This window comes from Halogeometricum rufum (assembly GCF_900112175.1).
GTDB lineage: Archaea > Halobacteriota > Halobacteria > Halobacteriales > Haloferacaceae > Halogeometricum > Halogeometricum rufum.
In genome coordinates, this window is sequence record NZ_FOYT01000001.1 from 192,271 (window position 1) to 217,707 (window position 25,437).

General features: G+C 69.1%; 30 protein-coding genes. 14 read left to right on the top strand and 16 right to left on the bottom strand.

All coding sequences use genetic code 11. From position 1 onward, the window contains the following. Positions 1-35 precede the first annotated feature (35 nt). Both BM310_RS00935 and BM310_RS00940 read left to right on the top strand, forming a co-directional pair. Positions 36-1,223 (top strand): outer membrane protein assembly factor BamB family protein, encoded by a 1,188-nt coding sequence (locus BM310_RS00935; protein WP_245778411.1) that lies wholly within the window; start codon positions 36-38, stop codon positions 1,221-1,223. Continuing rightward, positions 1,220-1,681: a hypothetical protein gene (locus BM310_RS00940; RefSeq protein ID WP_089803873.1), complete on the top strand. Its 462-nt coding sequence runs from the start codon at positions 1,220-1,222 to the stop codon at positions 1,679-1,681. The genes BM310_RS00935 and BM310_RS00940 overlap by 4 nt, the downstream gene beginning before the upstream one ends. Before the next feature lie 13 nt (positions 1,682-1,694). Here the strand turns inward: BM310_RS00940 and BM310_RS00945 are convergent, their stop codons facing one another. After that, complete coding sequence (locus BM310_RS00945; RefSeq protein ID WP_089803874.1) at positions 1,695-2,237, bottom strand: hypothetical protein; 543 nt, start codon at positions 2,235-2,237, stop codon at positions 1,695-1,697. A gap of 117 nt (positions 2,238-2,354) precedes the next feature. Between BM310_RS00945 and BM310_RS00950 the strand changes: the two genes are divergently transcribed. Next, positions 2,355-3,116: a YihY/virulence factor BrkB family protein gene (locus BM310_RS00950; protein WP_089803875.1), complete on the top strand. Its 762-nt coding sequence runs from the start codon at positions 2,355-2,357 to the stop codon at positions 3,114-3,116. Positions 3,117-3,160: 44 nt separating this feature from the next. Here the strand turns inward: BM310_RS00950 and hemL are convergent, their stop codons facing one another. From hemL to hemB, 6 genes are all read right to left on the bottom strand, one after another. Beyond that, complete coding sequence (gene hemL / locus BM310_RS00955) at positions 3,161-4,498, bottom strand: glutamate-1-semialdehyde 2,1-aminomutase (protein WP_089803876.1); 1,338 nt, start codon at positions 4,496-4,498, stop codon at positions 3,161-3,163. A gap of 65 nt (positions 4,499-4,563) precedes the next feature. Continuing rightward, positions 4,564-5,277 carry a CPBP family glutamic-type intramembrane protease gene (locus BM310_RS00960; protein ID WP_089803877.1) on the bottom strand — a complete coding sequence of 238 codons (714 nt, stop codon included), beginning with the start codon at positions 5,275-5,277 and terminating at the stop codon, positions 4,564-4,566. A 100-nt stretch (positions 5,278-5,377) separates the two neighbouring features. Then, positions 5,378-5,746 carry a P-II family nitrogen regulator gene (locus BM310_RS00965; RefSeq protein WP_089803878.1) on the bottom strand — a complete coding sequence of 123 codons (369 nt, stop codon included), beginning with the start codon at positions 5,744-5,746 and terminating at the stop codon, positions 5,378-5,380. A 221-nt stretch (positions 5,747-5,967) separates the two neighbouring features. Next, positions 5,968-6,324 carry a P-II family nitrogen regulator gene (locus tag BM310_RS00970; protein ID WP_089803879.1) on the bottom strand — a complete coding sequence of 119 codons (357 nt, stop codon included), beginning with the start codon at positions 6,322-6,324 and terminating at the stop codon, positions 5,968-5,970. Then, the gene (locus BM310_RS00975) at positions 6,321-7,700 is read right to left on the bottom strand and encodes an ammonium transporter (protein ID WP_177232497.1); all 1,380 of its coding nucleotides are present in this window, start codon (positions 7,698-7,700) and stop codon (positions 6,321-6,323) included. Before BM310_RS00975 ends, BM310_RS00970 begins: the two co-directional genes overlap by 4 nt. Positions 7,701-7,992: 292 nt before the next feature. Then, positions 7,993-8,973 (bottom strand): porphobilinogen synthase, encoded by a 981-nt coding sequence (hemB, locus tag BM310_RS00980; RefSeq protein ID WP_089803880.1) that lies wholly within the window; start codon positions 8,971-8,973, stop codon positions 7,993-7,995. Between the two features lie 127 nt (positions 8,974-9,100). Here hemB and BM310_RS00985 point away from each other — a divergent pair, with 127 nt between their 5' ends. Next, positions 9,101-9,616 (top strand): DedA family protein, encoded by a 516-nt coding sequence (locus BM310_RS00985; protein ID WP_089803881.1) that lies wholly within the window; start codon positions 9,101-9,103, stop codon positions 9,614-9,616. 110 nt (positions 9,617-9,726) lie between these two features. Here the strand turns inward: BM310_RS00985 and BM310_RS21145 are convergent, their stop codons facing one another. Both BM310_RS21145 and BM310_RS00990 read right to left on the bottom strand, forming a co-directional pair. Next, on the bottom strand, positions 9,727-9,891 hold the full coding sequence (locus BM310_RS21145) for a DUF6757 family protein (RefSeq protein ID WP_167313653.1): 165 nt from the start codon (positions 9,889-9,891) through the stop codon (positions 9,727-9,729). 65 nt (positions 9,892-9,956) lie between these two features. Continuing rightward, entirely contained in the window at positions 9,957-10,787 is an 831-nt protein-coding gene (locus BM310_RS00990) for a PHP domain-containing protein (RefSeq protein ID WP_089803882.1), read from the bottom strand. Between the two features lie 139 nt (positions 10,788-10,926). On the opposite strand from BM310_RS00990, the gene BM310_RS00995 reads away from it, so the two are divergent. Then, positions 10,927-11,211 (top strand): DUF5789 family protein, encoded by a 285-nt coding sequence (locus BM310_RS00995; protein ID WP_089803883.1) that lies wholly within the window; start codon positions 10,927-10,929, stop codon positions 11,209-11,211. Here the strand turns inward: BM310_RS00995 and BM310_RS01000 are convergent. Beyond that, a complete protein-coding gene (locus tag BM310_RS01000) occupies positions 11,208-12,197 on the bottom strand; it encodes a DUF5784 family protein (RefSeq protein WP_089803884.1) in 990 nt (329 codons plus the stop codon). The genes BM310_RS00995 and BM310_RS01000 overlap by 4 nt on opposite strands. A gap of 100 nt (positions 12,198-12,297) precedes the next feature. On the opposite strand from BM310_RS01000, the gene BM310_RS20810 reads away from it, so the two are divergent. Then, the gene (locus tag BM310_RS20810; protein ID WP_143105085.1) at positions 12,298-12,471 is read left to right on the top strand and encodes a DUF5786 family protein; all 174 of its coding nucleotides are present in this window, start codon (positions 12,298-12,300) and stop codon (positions 12,469-12,471) included. 4 nt (positions 12,472-12,475) lie between these two features. On the opposite strand, the gene BM310_RS01005 is transcribed toward BM310_RS20810, so the two are convergent. The 3 genes from BM310_RS01005 to BM310_RS01015 all read right to left on the bottom strand — a co-directional run bounded on the left by BM310_RS01005 (position 12,476) and on the right by BM310_RS01015 (position 15,219). Beyond that, entirely contained in the window at positions 12,476-13,201 is a 726-nt protein-coding gene (locus BM310_RS01005; RefSeq protein ID WP_089803885.1) for a DUF7530 family protein, read from the bottom strand. Next, a complete protein-coding gene (locus BM310_RS01010; protein WP_089803886.1) occupies positions 13,202-14,275 on the bottom strand; it encodes an NAD(P)H-binding protein in 1,074 nt (357 codons plus the stop codon). It lies immediately after the preceding gene. A gap of 71 nt (positions 14,276-14,346) precedes the next feature. Then, positions 14,347-15,219 (bottom strand): YkgJ family cysteine cluster protein, encoded by an 873-nt coding sequence (locus tag BM310_RS01015; protein WP_089803887.1) that lies wholly within the window; start codon positions 15,217-15,219, stop codon positions 14,347-14,349. A 168-nt stretch (positions 15,220-15,387) separates the two neighbouring features. Between BM310_RS01015 and BM310_RS01020 the strand changes: the two genes are divergently transcribed. The 3 genes from BM310_RS01020 to BM310_RS01030 all read left to right on the top strand — a co-directional run bounded on the left by BM310_RS01020 (position 15,388) and on the right by BM310_RS01030 (position 18,122). Next, positions 15,388-15,591 (top strand): DUF7561 family protein, encoded by a 204-nt coding sequence (locus BM310_RS01020; protein ID WP_089806916.1) that lies wholly within the window; start codon positions 15,388-15,390, stop codon positions 15,589-15,591. A gap of 124 nt (positions 15,592-15,715) precedes the next feature. Then, a complete protein-coding gene (locus tag BM310_RS01025; RefSeq protein ID WP_089803888.1) occupies positions 15,716-17,572 on the top strand; it encodes a helicase C-terminal domain-containing protein in 1,857 nt (618 codons plus the stop codon). Positions 17,573-17,930: 358 nt separating this feature from the next. Next, positions 17,931-18,122, top strand: coding sequence for a DUF7317 family protein (locus BM310_RS01030; RefSeq protein ID WP_089803889.1), 192 nt, complete (start codon positions 17,931-17,933; stop codon positions 18,120-18,122). 18 nt (positions 18,123-18,140) lie between these two features. On the opposite strand, the gene BM310_RS01035 is transcribed toward BM310_RS01030, so the two are convergent. Further along, positions 18,141-19,271: a 60S ribosomal export protein NMD3 gene (locus tag BM310_RS01035; RefSeq protein WP_089803890.1), complete on the bottom strand. Its 1,131-nt coding sequence runs from the start codon at positions 19,269-19,271 to the stop codon at positions 18,141-18,143. Between the two features lie 79 nt (positions 19,272-19,350). Continuing rightward, the gene (locus tag BM310_RS01040) at positions 19,351-19,980 is read right to left on the bottom strand and encodes a phosphoribosyltransferase (protein WP_089803891.1); all 630 of its coding nucleotides are present in this window, start codon (positions 19,978-19,980) and stop codon (positions 19,351-19,353) included. 180 nt (positions 19,981-20,160) lie between these two features. On the opposite strand from BM310_RS01040, the gene htpX reads away from it, so the two are divergent. From htpX to BM310_RS01060, 4 genes are all read left to right on the top strand, one after another. After that, complete coding sequence (gene htpX, locus BM310_RS01045; RefSeq protein WP_089803892.1) at positions 20,161-21,030, top strand: zinc metalloprotease HtpX; 870 nt, start codon at positions 20,161-20,163, stop codon at positions 21,028-21,030. 1 nt (position 21,031) lies between these two features. Then, the gene (gene pspAB / locus BM310_RS01050; RefSeq protein ID WP_089803893.1) at positions 21,032-21,637 is read left to right on the top strand and encodes a PspA-associated protein PspAB; all 606 of its coding nucleotides are present in this window, start codon (positions 21,032-21,034) and stop codon (positions 21,635-21,637) included. A gap of 275 nt (positions 21,638-21,912) precedes the next feature. Continuing rightward, positions 21,913-22,944 carry a DNA repair and recombination protein RadA gene (gene radA / locus BM310_RS01055; RefSeq protein ID WP_089803894.1) on the top strand — a complete coding sequence of 344 codons (1,032 nt, stop codon included), beginning with the start codon at positions 21,913-21,915 and terminating at the stop codon, positions 22,942-22,944. 130 nt (positions 22,945-23,074) lie between these two features. Continuing rightward, entirely contained in the window at positions 23,075-23,431 is a 357-nt protein-coding gene (locus tag BM310_RS01060; protein WP_089803895.1) for a DUF7475 family protein, read from the top strand. On the opposite strand, the gene BM310_RS01065 is transcribed toward BM310_RS01060, so the two are convergent. Then, the gene (locus tag BM310_RS01065) at positions 23,428-24,267 is read right to left on the bottom strand and encodes a CDP-alcohol phosphatidyltransferase family protein (protein WP_177232498.1); all 840 of its coding nucleotides are present in this window, start codon (positions 24,265-24,267) and stop codon (positions 23,428-23,430) included. The two genes, BM310_RS01060 and BM310_RS01065, sit on opposite strands and share 4 nt — an antisense overlap. 137 nt (positions 24,268-24,404) lie before the next feature. On the opposite strand from BM310_RS01065, the gene BM310_RS01070 reads away from it, so the two are divergent. Further along, on the top strand, positions 24,405-25,415 hold the full coding sequence (locus tag BM310_RS01070) for a zinc-dependent alcohol dehydrogenase (RefSeq protein WP_089803897.1): 1,011 nt from the start codon (positions 24,405-24,407) through the stop codon (positions 25,413-25,415). Positions 25,416-25,437: the final 22 nt, after the last annotated feature.

Here is a 25,437-nt window from a genome sequence, read left to right on the forward strand (position 1 = left end):
GAGCGGCTAACTGTCGGTCGGCCGTCCACTCCGGCGTGCGCCCTCCCCGCCTCACCCGCCGTCGCCTCCTCGTCGCGGGCGGCCTGTCGCTCGCGGCCAGCCTCGCCCTCGACCCGTCGCTCGTCGTCGCCGACGACGCCGGTTCCGAAGCGGTCACCGACTGGCCGATGCCGCGGCGCGACCCCGCGCGGACCGGGTTCGACCCCGCCGGCGTCGCCCCGCGCGGCGACCTCTCGGTCGCGTGGGAGGCCCCCGTTCCCGACGCGGCGTATCGCACGCGGTCGCTCGCCGTCGCCGACGGTGCCGTCTACGCCGTCGGACGCGACGCCGTCGTCGCCCGCGACGCCGCCACCGGGACGCTCCGCTGGCGCTTCGACGGCCGGAAGCGACCGTGGCGCGAGTCCCTCCAGTTCTCGTCGCCGCCGCTGGCGTCCGACGGCGGCCTTCTCGTCGCCGCCGAGACGGAGGTACTGGAGTTCGGTACCGCGTCCGGACGCCTCCGCTGGTCGTACGACGAGACGACGAGCGTCGAGACCCCGCTCCTCGCCGCCGGGAGCGTCTACTGCCCGGACGCCACTGACGGGACCGCCGTCCTCGACGCGACGACCGGACTCCCGCGCGACCGGTCGCCGCTTCGGACGGAACTCGACCCGCTGGCGTTCCGCGGCGGCCTCCTCGTCGGCCGCGGCGACGCCCCGGACGAACTCGCGGCGGTGGACGCCCGGACGGGTCGCCGCGAGTGGCGACTGACGCTCGGTGTCGCCGACCCCTCGTCGCTCTCGCCGTGCGTCGGCCGGGACGCCGTCTACTACGGGAGCGGCCCGCTGTACGCGGTTTCGCTCGGCGACGGCGACGTGCTGTGGGAGGGCGACGTCGGCGTGCGACGCTCGGCCCTCCGGCCCGTCACCGACGGCGACCGGGTGTTCGTCGCGGCCGGCGACGGCGCGTCGCCGTTCGCTGCCGCCCTCGACGCCGCGACGGGCGACAGACTGTGGCGGACCGACGTTCCGGTGCCGCGCGACGGTCTCGCCGCCGTCGTCGGCGAGACGCTGTACCTCCCGACGAGCGACGGGTTCGTCGCCCTCGACGCGACCGACGGGGCGGAGGTCGGCCGGTTCGAGGCATCGACCGACGAGGGCGACGTTCGCTCGCCAGTCGTCGCGGACGGCACCGTCTACGTCGGCGTCGGCGGGACGCTGTACGCCGTGGAGGGTTCGGCGTGACGGACGACCGGAGCGCGGAATCCGGAAGCGACCCGAGCGCGGAATCCGGCGGCGACCGGAGCGCCACCGGCATCGTCGTCGCCGGCGTCGCCGACTTCTTCGGCCTCGTCTGGCTCTGGATCGCCTTCGGGACGCTGTTCCGACCGCTCTCGGTCGTCGTGAACGCCGCGCTCGTCGCGGACCCGTTCTCGTTCGGCCAACTCGCCGTGCAGGCTCCGACGCTCGCCGCCGTCGCCGTCACGAACGCGCGGTATCCGGACGCCTCCGCGCTCAGAATCTGGCTCGTCGGCCTCGCCTCGACGTTCCTGTTCGTCGCCTGCGCGGCCCTCGCGGGGACGCTCGACCCGCCGACGAGCGGGTCCGTCGTCGTCGTGGTTCGACTCGTCCTCCTCTGGGCCGGGTCGCTCGCCCTCGTCGTCGCCGCGGCCCGCTACCGATGGGCCGAGCGAGGCGCGTGAGGCGTCGGGGCGCTTACGGCGTGCCGACGGCCACGTGCCGCCGGTAGAGGTAGTAGATGGCGAGGGGGACGCTCACCGTGAACGCCGTCAGGACGACGCCCGCGAGGGCGACCAGCCCGTACAGCAGGGGGTCGGGCGACCACGGCGACGCCGGGTCGTCCGAGAGCGCTCGCGCGTCCACGTAGACGGCGACCGGAAACATGACCGAGAGGACGAGGCCGACGAGTGCGGCGACGCCGCCGGCGACGACGGCCAGTCCGACCGTCAGCAGGCCGCCGGTGAGGAACACGTCGAACAGGAAGCCGACGAAGAACAGCACGCCGCCGACCGCCGAGAGGACGAAGAAGACGAGCGGTGCGGCGATCCAGTACCACCAGTTCGAGTCGACCGACGCGTACGGGAGCAGGTCGCCGACCGGGTCCTCGTAGTCGCCGGTGTCGGCGGCAGGTTCGACGCCGCCTGCGCCGGCGTCGGGTTCAACGCTGCTCGCATCGGCCTCGGGTCCGGTGCCGTCCGCGCCCGCGTCGGCGTCCGCGGAAGTGGAGGGGTCGTCCATGCTCGAACCGACGGGGCGCGGGGACAAAAAGCCGCGACCGGGTGCCGAGCGACGCCGCGACCGGTCGCGCGTCGCCGGGCGAACAGACCTTTGACGGTTCGAATCCTACCGTGGGCCATGTCCCGCCCGGGCGATTCTGTCCGCGTCGCGTGGACCGTCGTCAAACGGGCGCACGCTCACGACGTCAAGTATCCCGCGGCCTCGCTGGCGTACTACGGCTTCGTCTCCCTGTTCCCGTTGCTCGTGCTCGCGCTGGCCGTTCTGAGCCGTCCCGAGGCCGCCTGGATTCAGCGGGCGACGCCGACGTTTCTCTCCCCGGCGACGCGACAGTTGGTGTACGAGGCGACGGCGAACGGGGCGGGTCGAGAGGGGGCGACGCTTCTCGCCGTCGCCGTCCTCCTGTGGAGCGGAGCCAACGTCACCGTCGGCTTCCGGTCGGCCGTCGAACGCGCGGAGGGCGGCGTCGCGTCGTCGCTCGCGGGGCGACTCCGAGACGGTGTCTGCATCCTCGGGTCGCTCGTCCTCGCGGTGGCCGTCATCGTCGCCACGAGCGCGCTGTTCTCGATATTCCCGACGGGACGGGTCGTCGAGGCAGCGACGCTCGCCGCCCTTCTCGCGGCGCTGACCGTCGTCTTCCTCCCCCTCTACTACGCTCCGTCCCGCCGCGTCACGTCGCTCCGCGGGGCGCTTCCGGGGGCCGTGACCGCCGCCGTCTGTTGGACCTCCATGCTCGCCGTCGTCCACGTCTACGCGGTCAACGCGGACCGCTACGCCGTCTACGGCGTCGTCAGCGGCATCGTCATCGTCCTCACGAGCCTCTACGTCGGCGCACTCGTCCTCCTCGTCGGCGTCGTCGTCAATGCGACGGTGGCCGAGTAGGCGGGGAAGCTCCTCCTCCGGTCCGTCGTCCCTCTTCCGCCCGACTACAGCGCCTCTTTGTACGCCTCGAGCGTCGTCTCGATGTCCTCGTCGGTGTGCGCGTAGGAGACGAACTGCGACTCGAACTGGTTGGCGGTGAGGAAGACGCCGCGCTCTTTCATCTCCTGCCAGAAGATGCGCTCCCAGCGTTCGGTCTCCGCGTCGGCCACGTCCGCGCCGTTCTTCGGGCAGTAGTCGTAGCGCGGGCAGTCCTCGCGCTGTTCGCACCCCGCGGGACAGCAACCGTCGAGGTCGGACGGCCCCTCGCGCGTGAACACGGTCTTGAACATCGAGTCGGTACCGACGACGGTGTACGCGGGCGCCTGGTCCTCCACGACGTCGGTGAGTCCGCGGCGGAGTTTCTCGCCGAGGCGGTTCACGTGGTCGTACACGTCGTTCTCGGCGGCGTACTTCAGCGACTCGTAGCCGGCGGCCATCGTCACCGGGTGGCCAGAGAACGTCCCCGACTGGAACACGTCGCCGGCGGGTGTGAACTGTTCGAGTATCTCGGATTTGCCGCCGATTGCGCCGACGGGGAAGCCGCCGCCGACTATCTTCCCGAACGTCGTCACGTCGGGCGTGACGCCGAACTTCCCCTGTGCGCACTGCAGGCCGCCGACGCGGAACCCGGTGATGACCTCGTCGAATATCAGCAGCGACCCGTGCGCCTCGGTCAGGTCGCGGAGGTGTTCGAGGTAGCCGTCCACGGGCAGCACGATGCCGTTGTTGCCGAGGATGGGTTCGGTGAGGACGGCGGCGACGTCGTCGCCGTGTTCCTCGAACACCTCGGAAATCGCCTCGGCGTCGTTGAACGGCACCGGAATCGTGTGCTGGGCGAACGACTCGGGGATGCCGCGCGTGCTCGGGTGGACGTCGCCGGGTTCGCCCTCGACGAGCGTGGACTCCTGCGCGCCGTGGTAGCCGCCCTGCATGACGACTATCTTGTCGCGGCTGGTGTAGCCGCGGGCGAGACGGACGGCCGAGACGGTGGCCTCGGTGCCGGAGTTGACGAACCGCGTCATCTCCACCGAGGGGACGTGGCGGGCGACGAACTCCGCGAGTTCGACCTCGACTTCGGTCGGCGCGCCGTACATCGGGCCGTCGGAGGCGTGCGACTGGACGGCCGCGCGGACCGGGTCGGGCATGTCGTGCCCGTAGAGGAGGGGGCCGTAGCCCATCACGTAGTCGAGGTAGCGGTTCCCGTCGGCGTCGACGACGTGGGCGCCGTCGCCGCGTTCGACGAAGAACGGATACGGTCGCGTCGCGCGGACCGAGGAGTTCACGCCGCCGGGGATGACCGACAGCGCTCGGTCGTACAGGTCCCGGGACTCGTCGTGGTTCATGCGCGGAGCGTTGGCGGGGTACGAAAAAAGAAGTACGGGGTTCGGCCGTCGAACCCCGGCGCGACCTACTGTTCGCCCTCCAACCAGCGGACGACCGACGGCGTCTCCTCGTCGTCCTCCTCCTCTATCGGCGCGTAGCGGTCGGCGACGACCAGTCCGACGGCGTCGTTCAGCGCGTGGATGGCGATGAGGGCGGGTAACGAGCGGAACCAGAGGTACAGCAGGGTGGTGACGAGCGCTGGTTGGGCGATGCGGAGGACGGCCTGCCGGTCCCACGTCTCGCCGAGGTGACCGAGCGTGAACGCGACGAAGGAGACGACGCCGGCCAGCGGGAGGCTCCCCGTGAGGGCGGTGATTCGCTCGACTGCGTAGCCGTGGTACGGTATCTCCTCGGTCACGCCCGCCGTCACGGCGACGAACAGGCGTTCCGACAGGGACAGCGACGCGAACGAGCCGATGCCTCGCGCGAGGCTCTCGCCGCCGTCGCCGACGCGGGACCACAGCGGAGCGAGAAGCAGGTTCGTCCCCAGCATCACCGCGAGTCCGCTGCTCACCTGCCAGACGAACAGCCACGGCGACCCGACGCGCCACCCGATGGAGGCGAACGTCTTCCCCTCGGCGGCGACGACGAGGACGATGACGGCGGGGACGACCCACTTCCAGGCGTGTTCGGCGAGTGTGCCGCCGGACAGGTCGAACCGCTCGCGGAGTCGGTGTAGCAACTCGAAGCCGACGAGCGCGACCACGAGTCCGACGGCGGTGACCGGCGTCAGTTCCACGTTCGCTCACGGGATGGGGGAACGCTTGGGTCTTTTCGTCTCTCACGACCTCCGCGGGCGTCCGTCGTCGGCCGCGTCCTGCGACGACCGAGCGACCGGCTCAGACCGCGTCGCGGCCGGTCTTCCCGGTGCGGACCTGGACGGCGTCGTCGACGGGGAGGACGAACACCTTCCCGTCGCCGGGGTCGCCCGTGCGCGCCGCGTCGGCGATGGCGTCCGCCACGTCCTCGGCGGGAACGTCGGCGACGACGCACTCTACCTTGACCTTCTGGTGGAGGTCGACGGTGTACTCCTCGCCGCGCCACTGACTCTTCGTGGCGGGTTGGGACCCGCGACCGGAGACGTTCGTCACCGTCAGCGACGGCGCGCCGACGTCGGCCAGCGCGCGCTTCACCTCGGAGAGCTTGTCGGGCCGAACGACGGCCATGACCAGCTTTATCTCGCCGTCGTTCGGCAGGTCAGCGCTCATGGTTCACTCGTCCTCCTCTACCGTGGTAGTCTTTTGCACCCGTCTGTCCCCCACTATCGGCTAGCAGTCGAAGCCAGACGGAACGTACTCTGCCGTCCCACAGCCGTCGCCAAAATCCGCTGCGCGCGTCGTCTCAGAAACGTATCGAAAACCCCGACGAGCAGTTCCGGTCGGTTCGGTCGGTTCGGCCGTGCGGGCGACGCCGTCCCCGTGCGCGGGACCTACACCGCGTCCATCCCCTCCTTTCCGGTGCGGACCTGCACGGCGCTGTCGACGGGGAGGACGAACACCTTCCCGTCGCCGGGTTCGCCGGTGTGTGCCGCCTCGCGGATGGCCTCCACCACGTCGTCGGCGGGGATGTCGGCGACGATGCACTCTACCTTGACCTTCTGGTGGAGGTCGACGGTGTACTCCTCGCCGCGCCACTGACCCTTCTTGGCGGGTTGAGAGCCGCGGCCGGAGACGTTCGTCACCGTCAGCGACGGCGCGCCGACTTCGGCCAGACCGCGCTTCACGTCGGCGAGTTTGTCCGGGCGGATGACCGCCATGACCATCTTGATCCCGTCGTTGTCGCTCATTCGTCGTCACCTCCGCTCACCGCACCGCCGTCGGTCCGCACGTTCGACCCGCCGTCGGCCATCGGGCTCTCGCCGTCGGCGACGAACTCGGGGTAGACGGAGACGCCGTGTTCGCCGAGGTCCAGTCCCTCGGCCTCTTCGCCTTCGGAGACGCGCAGTCCGACCGTGAGGTCGAGGGCGTACAGCACGACCCCCGAGGCGGCGACGGTCCAGGCGGCGATGACGACGACGCCGAGGACCTGCAGCAGCAGCTGGTTCACCGAGAACCCGCCGACCGCGAACACGGGGATGAGCGCCGTCCCCACCGCGCCGGCGACGCCGTGCACCGCGAAGACGCCACAGACGTCGTCGACCTTCAGCGTGTCCACCGTGAAGCGGAACGCGGGCAGGACGAGGAAGCCGCCGAGGCCGCCGAGGAGCGCGCCACCCCACCACGTCACGTGCGGGACCGCGCCCGTGACCGCCACGAGACCGGCCAGCAGTCCGTTCGCCGTCCAGAGCGGGTCGGGTTTGCCCTGGTAGCGGGCGGACATGAGCATCGCCATCGCACCGCCAGCGCCCATGCCGAGGGTGGTGACGAGGGCGACGCGACCGAGCGCCGCGCCCATGAACGTCAGGCTCCCGTCGTCGCCGACGGCGAGGATGGTCGCCTGCGTGCCGACGTTGAAGCCGTACCAGCCGAACGCGAGGATGAACGTCCCGAGGACGGCCAACAGCATCGAGTGACCCGGGATGGGTTGGCTCTCGCCGTTCTCGTCGTAGCGTCCCTTGCGCGCGCCGACCATCTTCGCGGCGACCAGACCGGCCACCCCACCGCACATGTGGACGACCGTCGCGCCGGCGAAGTCGAGGTAGCCCGTGCCGAGGATGCTCCCGAGGTACCCGCCGCTATCAGGCCCCGCGAGCAGGCCGCCGCCCCACGTGAAGCCGACGACCACGGGGTAGATGATGGCCACCATCAGTATCGTGAACAAGACGTACGCGTCGAAGTCCATGCGCTCGGCGACGGCGCCGGAGACGATGGTCGCGGCGGTCATCGCGAACACCGCGCCGAATAGCCAGCCGATCCACGCCGTCGGGTCGTTGACGTACGCGAACGCGCTGGCGACGCTGAACGACCCGGAAGAGGTCAGCCCGCCCACGATGGTCGCGACCCCCGCACCCACGACGAAGTAGGTGAGCGTGCCGAGTATCCAGTCGTTCATGTTCTTCATCAGGACGTTCCCGACGTTCTTCGCGCGGACCTGCCCCGCCTCGAGGAGGGCGAAGCCGGGCTGCATGAAGAAGATGAGGAACGTCACGACCAGCACCCAGACGTTGTTGACGCCCGACGCGATGGTCGAGGCGTCGGCCTGCAGGAGGACGCTCACGACCATCCCTCCGCCGATGGACAACCGTCTATTATTTCGCCCACTTCCGCTTCGTTCGTGCTCATATTCACGCGAGAGAGTCATGGGAAAGAACTACATAAGTGTATGTGACCAAATTGTCCATTTATGGGGTCCGTTATTGGACGTGCGGCCGATTTGGGTAACAATATAATGGGTATAAGGGAAACTACTGTCCGATTCGACCACTGATTGCCCAAGATATCTGGACGTACGTTCACGCAAAATCTGCCGAACCGGACGAATCGGCTCGCGCGCGGCCGGCCGGTAACGAACGACTTCAGAGCGCCGCGGCGACGTCCTCGGCGAAGTAGGTGAGGATCAGGTCCGCCCCCGCCCGCTTCATCGCGAGGAGCGATTCGAACGCCGTCGCTTCGAGGTCCAGCCAGCCCTTCTCCGCGGCGGCGTGAATCATCGCGTACTCGCCGGAGACGTTGTAGGCGGCGACGGGGTGGTCGAACTCCTCGCGCACGGCGCGGACGACGTCGAGGTACGCCAGCGCCGGTTTCACCATCAACACGTCCGCGCCCTGTTCGACGTCGAGTCGCACCTCGCGCAGGGCCTCCCGCCCGTTCGCGGGGTCCATCTGGTAGTGCCGCCGGTCGCCGAACGCGGGCGCGCCGTCGGCGGCGTCGCGGAACGGCCCGTAGAAGGCGCTCTCGTACTTCGCGGCGTAGGACATGACGGGGACGCTCTCGTGCCCATCGGCGTCCAACGCCTCCCGAATCGCGCCGACCATGCCGTCGGTCATCGAACTCGGCGCGACCATGTCCGCGCCTGCCCGCGCGTGCGAGACGGCCGTCTTCGCCAGCAGTTCGAGCGTCTCGTCGTTCTTCACGGTCAGCGTCGGGTCCGTCTCGGCCTCGTCCTCGACGACGCCGCAGTGGCCGTGGCTCGTGTACTCACAGAGGCAGACGTCCGTGACGACGTACGCGTCCGTCGCCGCCGTCACGCGCCGCGTGGCCTCCTGGACGACGCCGTCCTCGGCCCACGCGCGGGTCCCGCGTTCGTCCTTCGACTCGGGGATGCCGAACAGCATCACCGCCTCGACGCCGGTGTCGAGAACCTCTTGGACGCGCGCGACGGCCTCCGAGACTGGGACGCGTTCGTGCCCCGGCATCGACTCGATTTCGACCCGTTCGTCCGTCGTGGCGTCCACGAAGACGGGCGCGAGGAGGTCCGTCGCCGAGAGGTTCGTCTCGCTGACGAGCGACCGGATGCCGTCTGTCCGCAGGCGTCGCGGGCGGTCGGTGAGGTTCATACGCGCCGTTCGAACCGCACCGGAAAAACCACGTCGCTCCCGGCGGTTCGGGGCGCGTTCGGGCACTCACTCCGGTGCGGACGACAGAGCGAAACTGGTTTCAACGACTCGGGGATACACCCTCTCGATGCAGTCTGCCCTCCAAGTGGCTCAGATGCCGGACGAACTGCAGGCCCTGTTGAACTCCGAGTGGGCCTACGTCGTCCTGTTCGGCGTCTTCCTCTTGGAGGGGGCGATGCTGATGTACTTCATGCCGAGCGAACTCATCGTCCCGGCGTCTCTCGTCCTCCTCGGCACCGACGCCGCCGCCCCCGTCATCGGCGTCGCCGTCGTCGGCGCCACCATCGGCCAGTACGGCCTGTTCAAAGTCGCTCAACGCGGCGGCCGGGAGTACCTCCTCCAGAAGCGGTGGTTCAAGATCAGCGAGTCGAAACTGAACAAGTTCGACGGCTGGTTCGAGCGCTGGGGTCCCGTCGTCGTCCCCGTCAGCAACTCCTTCCTGTTCACGCGCGGGATGCTCACCGTCCCCGCCGGGTTCGCCGAGATGGACGACAAGAAGTTCGTCGCCCTCTCGGCGGTGGGCACGCTCTCGTTCGAGGTGTTACTGGCGGCACTGTTCCTCTACTTCGACACGCTGTTGTGACGGCGACGAGCGAGATGCCGGTCAGAAACGGCGTCGGCTTCCCGTCCACTCACGTCGGTCGTTCGGTCGATTTCTACTCGACGTCGACCGCGTCCTCGTTCATACAAGATTCACTCGGTGCGGTCGATATCGATTTGCTCCCGCAGGGCGGCGAGTTCCTCGGAGTCGGCGAGTTCCTCGACACGCTCTCGGAAGTGCCGTTCGCAGAGACCCACCTTTATCCCGTCCTTCTCGGCGGCGTACGCGGCGTCTCGGTCGCAGTAGTGGCACTTCATACAACCCCTTCGGGCTTCACCTGATTTAACTCTACGCTCCCGGTTATCGGCGACGAGAGTCCGCGTCAGACGCCCGGCACGCGCGCGGCGAACGCGGCGAACGACTCCGCGTCGGGACCGGCCACGCCGAGCGTTCTGTCGTGCGCGTCGCTCCCGCCGGTCAGGAGCAGGTCGTTCTCGGCGGCGACGCGTTCGACCAGTTCGCCGTCCGCCGCCGCCGCACTCCCCTCGCCGTAGGGGTAGAATCGCTCGACTGCATCGAGGTCGGCGGCGCGGTCCAGCGCCGCCTCGGGGTCCGGGTACCGAAACGGGTGCGCGAGGCCGACGACGGCGCACGACTCCCGCAGGGCCGTCACGCCCGTCTCGAAGTCCGGGACGTACCGCTGGACGTAGCAGGGGCCGTCGTTCCCGATGAGGTGTTCGAACGCCCCCTCGTAGTCGTACGGGGCGTCGCTCTCGTCGATGGCGCGGGCGACGTTCGGCCGGCCGATGCCCTCGCGCAGTTCGACGTCGAGTTCCACGTCCAGATGCGACTCGACGCGTTCGACCATCTTCCGGCCGCGTTCCTTCCGGTCGGTCTGGATTCGCTCGGTCACCGCGCGGAGCGTCTCGGTGTCGCGGACGCCGTAGCCGAGGAGGTCCAGTCGCTGTGCGGGCGTCTCGACGCGCAGTTCGACGCCGCGTATCACCGTCACGCCGTCGCGTTCGGTTACGGGGGCGTCGAGGGACGGGTGGACCCGGTCGTGGTCGGTCACCGCCACCACGTCGATGCCGGCCGCCGCCGCCGCCGCGGGGAGTTCGGGCACCGTCAGGACGCCGTCCGACGCCGTCGTGTGGAGGTGGAGGTCCGCCACGGGCCGTCCCTCGTCGCCGTCGCCGTTCCGGTCTCGAGTCACGACTGGGCCTCCGCGGCCGCCCGGGAAAGCGTTTTCGCCCCGACCTTGTATGTGATATATTGTTGTATAAGGTCCTTTATGTGTAAAATCACGATAATGGAAAACCATTAAGAATAGTGCTCGGGTAGGACTGCCTGTAATGCGCCTGAACCGAACCGACGAAGTCATCGACGCCCACGAGTTCCCCGCGACCACCGAAGAACTCATCGAGGCGTTCGGCGACCAGACCATCGAACACCCCAACGGCAGCGAACGACTCGCGGACGTGCTCGCCCGCGCGGGGTTCGAGACGTACACCTGCGCCGACGATGCGCGGAACGCCCTCCTCTGCGGCATGGGCCACGAGGCCATCGGCCGCCGCTACTACAGCGACCGAGACGTCTCTACCTTCGGCGAAGACGGCCCGCAGCAAGTCTCCTTCTAGAACGGGACGTCGAGGGGAACGCTTCCTTTCGTGTAGCCCTCGAATCGACCGTCCGGCCGGACGCGGAAGACGACGGCCGGCCGATGGTGAACCTCCGGTTTCTCGGCGTGGACGGACCGCCACTCGTCGTCCGGGAACGACGAGCAGTCCACGAACAGGACGACGCCGCCGCCGTGTTCCTGCAACTGCCCGCCGGACTTCGTCTCGGCGGTGTCGCGCACGGCGGCGACGGGCGTCCCGGCGCTTCGCTTGCTCGTCGGTAGCGGCCGCGTCACCTCGACGAGGGTACCCTCGCCGTTCCGGGAGGCCCGGTAGTCGATGGCGTGCCCGGTGGTGACGTCTATCTCGGGGACGATGTCGTAGCCCGCGTCAACGAGGAACTTGCCGGCGTTGAACTCGCCCATCGCGGCGGTCATCCGCGTCAGGTCGAGGTACTCCGAGGTACCCAGTTTCCCGGCCATCACCTCCCGGTCGTCGTCGAGGACGCCCGTCGCGAGGAACTCCTCGTAGAAGGACAACGCCTCGTCGCGCGTCGCGTCGGGGAAGCCGGCGGCGTGGTCGTCGAAGAACGACCGGGTCGTCTCCCGGCCGTCCTTCGAGAGGAAGACGGGGAGGAAGAACCACGAGAGGTGGGGGTAAGGTTCGAGCCACGGCGACTCCTCGTGCAGTTGGGCGGTCAGTTCGCGCGTCACCCACCGCGAGACGTCGTCGGGGACCTCTGTGAACCCCTTCTTGTCCGTCCGCCAGAGCGTCTCGGGCGTCTCGGTGTTCCCCATCCAGTAGGCGACGTCGTCGTTCCACAGGAACAGGGCAACGTCTCCGTTGTCCATCTCGAACCGCGCCGCGTCGAAGCCGTCCGGGGGTTTGAACCAGGGCGTCTCCCACGTCGCGCCGAGGTTCGAGTCGAGGTCGTCGTAAATGTCGCGCCGGACGCGGGTCTCGTCCCACCGTCCCGGCGCGTAGCGAAATCGCAGAGGGCGTGCCACACGCCCAGTTATCGGTGAACGGGTATATCGGTTCCGCGTCGATGGCCGCGTATGTCACCGATAATTATATGTGAGTAAGCTTCACAAGGTAAACTGTAACATGTCAATGGGTGCCTACGACGAAGACGAACACGAGCGCCGAGAGCGGAAGAACGGCTCGGTCGACACGACGTTCGACGACGACCGAACGGTGTACCACGGAGAGGTCACCTACGACTCCGGCGACTCCGCGGAAGCACTCCTCGACAAGTTCCGCGAGATGAAGGGGAACTAGCCAGTCACTCGATTCTCACCGTCACCGCCGCGACTGTCGAGACGACAGTGACGGCGACGACGTGGCCCGCCACGGCGAGCAGCAGCACTTGCTGGTCGAGGATGAACGGGACGAGTGCGAGTTGGGCGACGCCGAAGACGACGTTCCAGCCGTCGGCGACGCGGAGCGTCCGCGCCGTCGCGGGGTCGACGGTGTAGCGCCACGACCCCCACAGCGAGACGATGGCGGCCCACCACGACGTTCCGATGCGGTAGCAGAGGTCCCACAGGACCAGGAGCGCCAGGTAGACGACGACGACGGGCGGTTCCGCGCCGAACAGCGACGTGAACAGCGCCGACCCGCCCTGACGGGTGTCGTAGACGAACAGGTGCGTCACGAGGGCGACGAACGCGAGGACGCCGAGGACCACCTCGATGCTCGACCCGAACAGGAGGCGCGTGTACGCCTCGGGGAGGTTCGTCTCCCGCGTCGTGCGGCCCATCCGGAGCATCACGACGCTCCCGACGGCGGCGACGCCGACGGCGATGGTACCGGGCACGACGGCCTCCCAGAGGTCGTACGCCCACGCGAAGAAGAGGACGAACACCTGGAACAGACCGAGTTGTAGGGCGATGGCCTCGCCGTCGGTCAGGTGGATGCCCGGGAGGGCGCCGACGATGCTCTCGTACACCCACGTCTCGCCGAACTGCGTGCGGGAGAGCCTCGTCTCCCGCGAAGCGCGCGGCGCCATTCAGCTGTCGGCCGCGCTCGCGCTCGATTCGGCGTCCGTCTCGCCCTCGCGTTCCGCCCCGTCGTCGGCCGCCCCCTCGACCGTCTCGACGGGCGAGGCGGGCACCGCGTCCTCGGCCGCCTCGTGTTCCCCGAGGGCGCGTTCGACCGACTCGTCGAACGACGTCAACGTCACGTCGACGTACCGCTTGATGCTGTCGTCGCGGACGACGACGGGGTTCTTCAGCCCCTCGATGAGCGGCCGGGCCACCGACGCCGGCACGTCCGTGACGAGGCTGACCCAGTACGAGGAGAGCCGCGGCGTCAACACCGGCACGGAGACGAGGTGCGTCCGGTTCCCGAGATGTTCGCCGACGCGGCGCAGCACCTCCCCGTAGGTCAGCACGTCGGGGCCGCCTATCTCGTAGGTCCTGTCGGCCGTCTCCGGCACGTCGAGGACGCCGACGAGGTAGGCCACCACGTCGTCGACGTAGATGGGCTGACACTCCGTGTCGACCCACCGCGGCGTCAGCATCACCGGCAGACGGCCGGCGAGTTGCCGAATCACCTCGAAACTCGCGCTCCCGTCGCCGACGATGATGGCGGCTCGCAGCGTCGTCAGGTCGTAGTCGCCCTCGCCGAGGATGAACTCCACCTCGCGGCGCGACTGCAGGTGCGGCGAGAGGCGGTCCCGCTCCTCGCCGAGGCCCCCGAGGTAGACGACGCGCCGCACGCCTGCCGCCGAGGCGGCGCGCTCGAAGTGCCGGGCGGCCCGCCTGTCGCGTTCCTCGAAGTCCGACCCCGACTGCATCGAGTGGACGAGGTAGTACGCCGCCTCGATTCCGAGGGCCGAGAGGCAGTCTGCGAGGTTCTCGGCGGTTTCGCCGCCGCCGTCGTCGCTGTCTCCGCCGCCGCCGTCGACGATGCGGTAGTCCGACGCCGTCAACAGGTCGCCTTCGACGACCTGAACCTCCGCGGGTAGGTCCGCGCCCGACGCGTCCCGGGTGAGGGCCGACACCTCGTGCCCGGCGTCGAGGAGGGCGCGGACGAGGCGGCTGCCGACGAATCCGGTCGCGCCCGTCACGAGTACTCTCATGTCGTGTCGATAGGCCGGAACGGTGTTAACAGTTCTCGCTCACGCGGCTCGGAGCGGCCGCCCCGACGAGACTACGCCGCGTCGTCCCACCCGGGCGTCTCCGGCGCGCCGCGGGCGACTTCCACGCTCTCGCCGGCGGGCGCGTCGTCAGCGTCGACGCTCCCGGCGAGTTCGGTCCACGCCTCGACGGCCTCGCCCGCCCACGACGCCGCGTCGAGGACGCTCTCGCGCGCCGCCGCGGCGCGGGACTCGTCCACCTCCGTCGACCCGGGACGGGACCCGACGGCGACGCCGACGAACGCCGCGCGGTCCGCGTCGGTCAGGTCGCCGCGCCGCATCCGTTCGACCGTCCCCGCGAGTTCGTCGGCGTCGGGGTAGGCGAACAGCTTCGACCCGACGGCGTGCGGCCCGAGGAGCAGGCCGCTCACGTCCGGCGCGTCGGCGTCGAGGAGTCTATCGCCGCCGAACGCCTCCTCGACCCGTTCGCACTCCGACCGCTGGTCGAGGGCGAGATTGTGTCCGGGGTAGTCGGCGCACTCGTCGGGGTACAGGTCGTCGTCGTGGATGCGACACTGCAGCGTCTCGGGGTCGAGGAAGACGCAGGCGTCCAGCCACGTCCGCTCGGTGCCGAACGGCGCGACGGGCTTCGGCGGCTTCCGCAGGCCGACGAAGAACGCCGGCCGGTCGCCGACGGCCGCCACCCTGACGCCGTCCACCTCGACGGCGGCGTCCGACTCGTCGTCCGCCGCCCACATCCGCGGGACCAGCACGTCGCCGAAGCCGGCCCGCACGAACGCCGCCACCTCGTCGCGCGTCAGCGGCACGAGGTTGTACACGTCGTCCAGCGGTCGCCGCGGGCCGCGACGCTCGTGGTCGGAGGGCGCGGGCGACACCGGGCGCCAGTCGATGCAGCAGCCTGCGCAGCCTTCGCAATCGACGTCCATACCTGTGTGCTACGTTACCGCCGCACAAGAAAGGCCGTCTCGGTCGCACGCGCGGCATCTGCGTCCCGTCGCCGGCGGCCCGGGTCCCGAACCGGGACCGACTCCGCCGCGGGAGCGGTGGCCCGGACAGACCGACCACTCTTGTCGTTCGACGCCGTCTCCTCGGACGTGACCAAAGAACCGTGCGACGGCTGCGGGAAGTCCGTCCGTATCGGCGGCGGCATCGGCGACTTCTGGTCGTTCTCGAACGAGTCCACGCAGGGAATCACGCTCGAACTGGAGGACGGCGGCGAGTTCTTCCTCTGCTACGACTGCATCGACCGCCTGCCCGAGGACCGGGCGGTGACGACGGCGGACGTTGAGGGCCTCTGAGATGCGGACGACGCCCGTCGCCCCCGCGCCGGCGTCTCGCTCGCTCCCGTCTCCTCACCTCTCCTCCCCCCTCGGCCCCCGCCGGGAGCGAACCTTTTAGGCCGGGTGGGCGACAGTCTCCGACGTGGACCCCGACCGAATCCTGCCGTCGTTTCCGGCCCCCAGTTACCGCGGTGCGCAGGAGGACGCCCTCCGCGACATCCGCGACGCGTTCGCCGACGGGAACGACGTCGTCCTCGTCCGCGCGCCGACGGGGAGCGGAAAGTCGCTCCTCGCGCGGGCCATCGCCGGCGCCGCGCGGACGACGGCGGAGGCGAAGCCGGCGCAGGCGACGGACGCCTACTACACGACGCCGCAGGTGTCGCAGTTGGACGACGTGGCCGAGGACCCCCTGCTCGACGACCTGAGCGTCATCCGCGGCAAGTCCAACTACACCTGCATCCTCAACGGCGAGACGGACACGCCCGTCGACCGGGCGCCGTGCGCCAGACAGAAGGGGTTCGACTGCACCGTCCGGCACCGGTGTCCGTACTTCTCGGACCGCGCCATCGCCTCCAACCGGAACATCGCGGCGATGACGCTGGCGTACTTCATGCAGACCGCCGGCTCGGACGTGTTCCGCCAGCGCGACGTGGTGGTGATAGACGAGGCGCACGGGCTGGCCGAGTGGGCCGAGATGTACGCCACCATCGACCTGAGCCCCCGCACCGTCCCCGTCTGGGACGACGTGGGCGTCCCCGACGTGACCGCCGCGGACGACCCCCTCGAACGCACCGTCCGGTTCGCCGAAGCCCTGCTGGGCGTCTGCTCGAACGCGAAGGACGAACTCCTGCGGAAGCCCGAACTCACGCCCGAGGAGGCGGCGCGGCGCGACCGGTTGCAGGAACTCCGCTCGGAACTGAAGTGGTTCGTCGAGGACTACCGCGACCCCGAGAGCCCGACGACGTGGGTGGTGGACCAACCCGACGGCGAGGGCGAACCCGTCACGGTGAAACCGCTGGACCCGGCGCGCTACCTGAAACACACCGTCTGGGACCGGGGGAACCGCTTCGCCCTCCTCTCGGCGACGATTCTGAACAAGGAGGCGTTCTGCCGGGGCGTCGGCCTCGACCCCTCGAACGTCGCCCTCGTCGACGTCGAACACACGTTCCCCCTCGAGAACCGGCCGCTGTACGACGTGACGCAGGGGAAGATGACGTACGAACACCGCGACGACACCCTCCCGAAGATCGCTCGCCTCCTCGTCCGACTGATGGCGAAACACCCCGACGAGAAGGGACTCGTCCACTGCCACTCCTACGCCATCCAGTCGGCGTTGCGGAAGCGACTCGCGCAGTTGGGCCTCGGGAACCGCGTCCGCGGCCACGACAAGGCGAACCGCGACGCCGAGTTGGAGTCGTGGAAGGCCTCCTCGGGCGCGGACGTGTTCCTCTCGGTGAAGATGGAGGAGGCGCTCGACCTGCGCGGGGACCTGTGCCGCTGGCAGGTCGTCTGCAAGGCGCCGTACCTCAACACGAACGACTCGCGGGTCGCCCGCCGTCTCGAAGACGGGCAGTGGTCGTGGTACCGGCGCGCGGCGCTCAGAACCGTGATACAGGCCTGCGGCCGCGTCGTCCGCGCGCCGGACGACTACGGCGCGACGTACCTCGCGGACTCCTCGCTCCTGCAGTTGTTCGACCGCACCCGGTCGGAGATGCCCGACTGGTTCGAAGCGCAGGTCGAGGAGATGACGACGCCGGACCTACCCGAGTTCGACCAGGAGGCCGCCGGTGGCCGCGGTCGGTCGTCGGGGTCGCGGTCCTCGGGCACCCGGTCGTCTCTCGGGTCTTCGGGGTCCGCGTCCGGGTCGTCGAACCCGTCTTCGAACGGGTCACGCGGGACCGGTGAGAGCGGCCGAACCGACGGCTCTCGCGGCCGGTCGGACGACGCCGACGACGGCCGGTCGAACCACCCCCTCTCCGACGTCTGGGGCGACGGCTGACTCCCCCGGAGACGACCACCCCCGCTCAGAACAGGAGACTGGCCCCGTACGCGAACGTCGAGCCGATCATCAACACGACGAGTATCAACGCGAGTATCTGCTGTCGGTCCACACCTCTCGTCACCACCCGGGGGATTTCAATCTTTTCGCCTGACCAGTCCGAGTGGCAGCATTTACACCGAACGCAACCGACGGACGGACGTTTACTTAATGATTGTTAACTGCATTATGCGTATGCTCTATTGTAGGCCGAATAATGCTCCAATCAACGCATTAATTTCGCCCTACCGTCTCGGTCTGTCAAGCGTTCTCACGAAATAGTTAACACCCTCGGGTCTGTCTGTGGGAGCATACGGCCATGCACAATCACGCCCTGACGGCCGCGATGACGCTGTACAAAAGCGGAACGCTGACACTCTCGCAGGCGGCGACCAGAGCGGGTCGCTCCGAGGAGGAACTCGTAGTCGCGCTCCGCCGACACGACATCGACGTCCGGGAAGAAGGGGACCTGACGGCGGCGACGGCGGACAGCCCGGTGCGAGCGGACTAACCGTCGACTCGCGGACCGTTACGCCGACTCGTCGGTCCGTTCGACCATCTCGTCGGGGAGCACGTGGAGTCCGGCGCGACTCTTGAGGACGTGGACCGACCCCGCCTCGTCGTCGAAGTAGTCGGGCCGCGCTATCGTTTTCGACTCGTACGTCTCGGGGTCGAGCACCTGCACCGCGTTCTCGTCTTCGACGGTGACCACAGTCGTCTCCGCGGCGTCCTCGACGGTGCCGACCCGGCGCGCGTCGGGCGTCTCGCCCTCCTCGAACTCCGACTCGTACTTCTCACCGCTGGCGAGGCGGACGCCCTTCAGGTTACCGCGGACGCTTCGGACCAGCACCGGTCCCTCGTCGTCCTCGGGGTCGATGACGTCGCCCGGCGTGAACTTGGGCAGTCGGACGGCGTAGGTGACGCGGTACACCTCGTTGCCGTCGCCGTCCTCGGTAACGAGCGTCGGGTACTCCTCGAAACTCCCCCCGAGTTCGCGGACGACGTGCTTGGCCACGCCGCCGCCCATCTGGTTCGTGGATATCTTGATGTCGGGGCCGTCGCCGGACTCGGTTATCTCGGAGATGAACGCGTTCCTGTCGCCCGTCTCCTCGCGTTCGGCGATGTACGACTCCGCGATTTCGATGGCTCGCTGCGCCTCCTCCTCCGTCGGGTCGCGGTCCGTCGCCCGAACCTGCACGACGCTGGAGTAGTAGCCGCCGGCGATGCGGCCGCACCGCTTGCACGTCTGCCGCGATATCTTGACCGGCACGGTCACCGTCTCCTCGACGTGCGTGTCGCGGACGAACCCGGTGAACGTGCAGTGCATCCGGATGGTGTTCTGGTCGACCTGCTCGGGTTCGACGCCCCACTGCACGTCCTCGGCGCTCAGGTGGACGCCGAGCGCTTCGGACACCTCCTCGACGGCGACGTCGGTGTAGTCCTTCGCACCCACGTCCACCCATCGGTTCCCCCTGTGGACCGCGCCGCACTGCGAACAGACGCGGACCTCGATGCGGTCTGGCGCGTCCACGAGGTCGAAGTCCTCGAAGTAGCACGCGTCGCAGAGCACCGCGTCTCGGTCGCGGGGCATCCCGGGGAGCGGTTCGGCACGCTCCGGCACGGGGTCCCCACAGCGCGGACAGAAGTCGGCTGAACTCATTCGCCGTCACTAGCGGACGAGCGCGTTTAAGAACGACGGAGTCCGCGTCTCGCGGGCCGTCGCGCCGGACGCGTCCCCGTCACCCCTCCGCGGCCAGATACGTCAACGCCTCCTCGTCGGTCACCTGACCGAAGTCCCGATAGTGGTAGCCGACGGCCGAGAACTGCTCGGGTACCTCCACGACCACCACGTCGTCGGCCTCCTCGCGCAGGCGCGGAATCGTGGACGCGGCGGCGACGGGCGTCCCGAAGACGACGCGTGCGGCGCCGCCCTCGCGGACCTGCTTCAGGCACGCCAACGCCGTCGCGCCCGTCGCCACGCCGTCGTCCACGACGACGACGTGCTTGCCGGACACGTCCGGGAGGGGGTCGCCGCCGCGGTACTCGCTCACCTTCTCGCGGGCGACGCCGGCCTCTCGCTCGCGTTCCGCCTCGACGTACCCCTCGTCGACGCCGAGTCGGTCGACCAGCGACTCGTTCAGCCACAGACTGCCGTCGCCCGCGACGGCGCCGATGGCGAGTTCGGGGTTGCCCGGCGCGCCCACCTTCGACGCCACCACCACGTCCAACGGCGCGTCGAGGGCGTCCGCGACGGCGCGGCCGACGGGGAGACCGCCGCGCGGGATGGCCAGCACGAGGTCCGGCGTCACCGCCGCTTCGCGCAGTCGTTCGGCGAGTCGTCCGCCCGCCTCCGTGCGGTCTGTGAACATGTCTGAACGTACGCCGGCCGCCGACAAAAATCACCGCGCCGTCACGACCCGGACGCGAGGGTACTCACGCCGTCGTCTGCGGCGTCGCACGGCGGATTCCCGGTCGAACGGCGGCACGCGCGGGCGGGCGACACGTTACGCTCCAACAACGTTTAGAGCGACGAACGCGAAGTTGAGCGCATGGATTGGAAACCGGACTGGGGACTTCGCGGGCGGATGGTGCTCACGATGTTCCTGCTCTTCGCCCTGTACATCGTCTTCGTCGGGGCGCTCGCGGCGACGCGGAACTGGTTCATCCTGCCGTTCGTCGGGGTGTTCCTGCTCGCCCAGTTCTTCTTCAGCGACAGACTCGCGCTGTACAGCATGGGCGCGAAGGAGGTGTCCGAAGAGGAGTACCCCGAACTGCACGGGACCATCTCGCGACTCTCCCAGCAGGCCGACCTGCCGAAACCGAAGGTTGCCGTCGTGGACTCGCGCATCCCGAACGCCTTCGCGACCGGCCGGTCCCAGAAGAAGGCGGCCGTCGCCGTGACGACGGGCCTGCTCCGGATGCTCGACAGAGACGAGTTGGAGGGCGTCCTCGCGCACGAACTCGCGCACGTGAAGAACCGCGACGTGATGGTGATGACCATCGCCTCGTTCCTCTCGACGGTCGCGTTCATGATCGTCCGCTGGGGCTTCTGGTTCGGCGGCGGCAGTCGCGACCGGCAGGGCGGCGGCATCATCGTCGCTATCGCCGTCTCGCTGGTCGTCTGGATCGTCTCGTTCGTCCTCATCCGCGCGCTCTCGCGCTACCGCGAGTACGCCGCGGACCGCGGCGCGGCCGTCATCACGGGCCGGCCCTCGGCGCTCGCCTCGGCGCTGATGAAGATATCCGGCAACATGGAGAACGTGCCGAAGGACGACCTGCGCGAGCAGTCGGAGATGAACGCGTTCTTCATCATCCCCATCAAGAGCGACTTCATCGGCCGCGTCTTCAGCACGCACCCCTCGACGGAGAACCGCATCGAACGACTCCGCGACCTGGAACGCGAGATGGAGACGGCGTAAGATGGGACTGTTCGACTCGCTCCGCTCCATCCTCGGCACGAGCGCCGAGGCGGACGCCACGCGCGACGCGGACCCCGAGGACCTGTTCGGCATGAGCACGGCGTACATCACGATGGAGGCCGACCTCGGATTCGAGTCCGTCGGCGCCGCCGCGCTCTGCTTCTCCTCGGTGGACAGCACCGACTTCGCCGAGACGGTCGAAGAGGTGGAGACCATCCTCAAGGCCGGCGAGGAGGAGACGGGCACCGACTTCCGCCTCCGCGAGGACTCTCACGGGTGGGAGTGGGTCGTCCTCGAGGACGACGACCCCGAGGACCTCGTGACGAGCGTCCACTTCGCCGCCGACGAGTTCATCGAACGCGGCTACGGCTCTCGACTGCTCGCCGCCGTCTTCGGCTTCGAACGCGACGACGACCGGGCCTACTGGATCTACTCGTTCCGCCGCGGGGCCTACTACCCGTTCGCCCCCGAACGCGGCCGCGAGCAGAACGACCGCGTCCTGCTGAAACTGGAGTCGGTGCTGGACGGCGAACTCGAACTCGAACCGGACAAGGAGTACTGGTACCCGATGTGGTCCGACCGGTCCGGCGGCCACCCCTGGGAGTAGCGCCGACGGCCCGCGTCTGACTCCGCGCCACCTCTCGCCCCCTCGTCGCGTTTCGACTCCGTCGCCACTCCTCGATTCTGTCCTTCCCTCCGTCCCGCTCTCACTCCGCGCGTCGCTCACCGCCTCTCGCTCTCCAGTCTCGACGCCGTTCGGGACCACATCGGGCTTAAACGTTCACGAGTTCTTGAACGCCGGCCCGCCGCTGTCCGTCAGTTTCACTTCCACTCCGCTGTTAACGAGGCTTTATGTGGCCGTGGGCCGCAGGTCCGTATACGATGCCAGAAGACGACCTCGAAAGTCTCCCGGGCGTGGGCCCCGCTACCGCAGACAAACTCGTCGACGCCGGTTTCGAGAGCTACCAGGCTATCGCCGTCGCGAGTCCCAGCGAACTCTCCAACACCGCGGACGTGGGTGAGTCCACCTCCTCGGACATCATCAACGCCGCGCGTGAGGCGGCCGACATCGGCGGCTTCGAGACCGGTTCGATGGTCCTCGAACGACGCCAGCAGATCGGTAAACTCAGCTGGCAGATTCCCGAAGTCGACGAACTCCTCGGCGGTGGACTGGAGACGCAGTCCATCACCGAGGTGTACGGCGAGTTCGGTTCCGGGAAGTCGCAGGTGACCCACCAGATGGCGGTCAACGTCCAACTGCCGCCCGAACACGGTGGCCTCGGCGGGTCCTGCATCTTCGTGGACTCCGAGGACACGTTCCGTCCCGAACGAATCGAGGACATGCTCTTCGGCCTCGACGACGAGAAGCTTCAGGCCACGATGGACGACCGGGAGATAGAGGGTTCCCCGGACGACGAGGCGGCGATGGAGGAACTCCTCAGCGACGTCCTCGACAAGATTCACGTCGCGAAGGCGTTCAACTCCAACCACCAGATTCTGCTCGCCGAGAAGGCCAAGGAACTCGCCCGCGACCACGAGGACGACGAGTACCCCGTCCGTCTGCTCTGCGTGGACTCGCTGACCGCGCACTTCCGCGCGGAGTACGTGGGCCGCGGCCAACTCGCCGAACGGCAGCAGAAACTCAACAAGCACCTGCACGACCTGATGCGCATCGGCGACCTGTACAACACGGCCGTCCTCGTGACGAACCAGGTGGCTTCGAACCCCGACTCGTACTTCGGTGACCCGACACAGCCCATCGGTGGCAACATCCTCGGCCACACCTCGACGTTCCGCATCTACCTCCGCAAGTCGAAGGGCGACAAGCGTATCGTCCGCCTCGTGGACGCGCCGAACCTCGCCGACGGCGAGGCGGTCATGCGCGTGCAGGACGGCGGTCTGAAGCCCGAGTAGACCGCTCTCGGTCTCGACGCTCCACCGCGCTCCCTTTCCCCTCTCACATCTCCGAGCGACGGCGTTCCGATCCGTCGAGTGTCTCTCGCGGCACCGACTGTTAATGTCTCTGCGCACTAACAGGTCGGGCATGTCGTCGCGCATCGACACCGCCTCGCTCACGACGGTGCACTACGTCGGTATCGCCCTCGCCGCCCTCTCGGGCGTCGTCCACCTCGTCCTCGGCGTCGCCGCCCTCCCGTCGGCGTTCGGCGTCTCCTTTCTCGTCGCCACAGTCGGGTTCGCCGTCGGCGTCGCCATGGTGGTCCTGAACGTCCGCCGCCGACTCGCGTACCTGGTCGGTATCCCGTTCGTCCTCGGACAGGTCGCCATCTACGCCGTCACGGTGGTTCAGGGACTGAACCAGCTCTCTCCGGTCGCCGTCGTCGACAAAGTCGCCCAACTCGCCCTCGTCGGCGTCCTCGTCGTCCTCCTCCGGCGCGACTAGGGGAACGGGCGCTCCCGCCGGCCCGAGACGACGAACCAGTCGCGGAGGAAGTTCCCGAGGAACGGGAGCATCGTCGCCGTCGCCAGCGTCCACGCGGCCCAGCGCGGAACCACCGGCGCGAGCGCCACGGCCGTCGTCGCCATCTGCACGCCCGCGAGGACGCGACGGGGGGTACTGTGCGGGAGTTCGAAGACGGGAAGCCCCCGCCGCCGTCGCACCCGTTCGCCGAGGAGGAACAGGTAGCGGGCGACGCCGACGAGGAGGTACCACGGCGGGAGTGACCCCGCGACGACGCCGACGAGGGCGGCGACGAGGAGTCCGGCGGCGTCGACGTTCATATCCAGCGACGCCCCGAGGAGCGTCGTCCGGCCGCGCAGACGGGCGATGGCGCCGTCGAGGGCGTCGAGCGCCGCGACGGACCCGTAGAGGAGGGCGGGGAGCCAGCCGAACGGCGTCGGGACGACGAGCAACCCGGCGAGGAAGGCGACGAGTGCGCCGCGGCAGAGCGTCACCGCGTTGGCGACGCCGAGCGACTCGAACGCTCGACGTCCCTCGGCCGGGCGGTTCCGGTCGGTGCGCAGTCCGGCGAATCCGACGACGGCGGCCACCCCCGACGCCGCGACGACGGCCCACGGGAGTCCCGCGCCCGGCACTCGACGCTCGCCGACGACGGCGACGACGGCGGTACACGCGGCGAGTCCGACGCCGAGGGAGAACAGTTGTCGGGTCGTTCGTCGGGCGCCCGCGCCGGTACCGGACTCCGCGCTGGTACCGGACGGCGCGTCGGCACCGGCGTCCGCGTCGACGCCGGGCGTCACTTCGGCCTCGTCGCTCACGGTCCAGCGTAGGACCCGTGCGATGGTGAACGTTCCCCCGCGCGACAGTTTTACCCCGTCGCCGTCGTCAGTTTGGGTATGACTCGACCGACAGCGGACGGAACCGCGCCGCACTCGCCTCTCCCGGGCGTGCACACGTGACGGGCGCCAGACGAGTGCGGTTCACCGGTCCGCGCTCCGTCGAGGTGGCGAGGGAGCCGGTTCCGTCGCCGGACGACGGCGAGGTGCTGGTGGAGACGTCGACGTCGGCGGTGAGTCCCGGCACCGAACTCCTCGTCTACCGCGACGAGGTGCCCGACGACACGCCCCTCGACGAGACGATAGACGCGCTGAACGAACCGTTCGCCTATCCTCTCTCGTACGGGTACGCGGCCGTCGGCGTCGTCGCCGCCGTCGGCGACGCCGTGGACCCCTCGTGGGCGGGCCGGCGCGTCTTCGCCTTCCACCCGCACGCGAGTCACTTCTGCGCCGACCCGGCGTCGCTCGTCCCCCTGCCGGACGCCCTGTCCGACGAGGACGCCGCGATGCTGGCGACGATGGAGACGGCGACGGGGTTGGTGATGGACGGCCGGCCGCGCGTCGGCGAACGCGCCGCCGTCTTCGGGCAAGGCGTCGTCGGCCTCGTCACCACCGCGTTGCTGTCGCGGTTCCCCCTCTCGGAACTGGTCACCGTGGACTGCCACGCGCCGCGTCGCGAGCGGTCGCGTTCGCTCGGCGCGGACGCGTCGTTCGCCCCCGAGGAAGTGCCGGGAGCCGTCACCGACCGGTTCGCCGGCGACGGGCGCAGCGACCTCTCCTTCGAACTCTCGGGGAACCCCGACGCCCTCTCGGACGCCCTGTCGACCACCGGCGACGACGGCCGCCTCGTCGTCGGGTCGTGGTACGGCGAGAAACGCGTCTCGCTGGACCTCGGCGGGCGGTTCCACCGGAGCAAGATACGCATCCGGTCGAGTCAGGTCAGCCGAATCGACGCCGACCACGCCGGCCGGTGGGACAAGGACCGCCGTCTGGACTACGCCCTCGATGCCCTCGCGGACCTCGAACCGTCGTCGCTCGTCACTCACCGGATTCCGGTCGCGGAGGCGGCCGACGCCTACCGGTTGCTGGAGCGAAACCCCGCGGCCGTGCAGGTGTTGTTCACCTACTGACCGCAGTTTTACGGCATCGCCG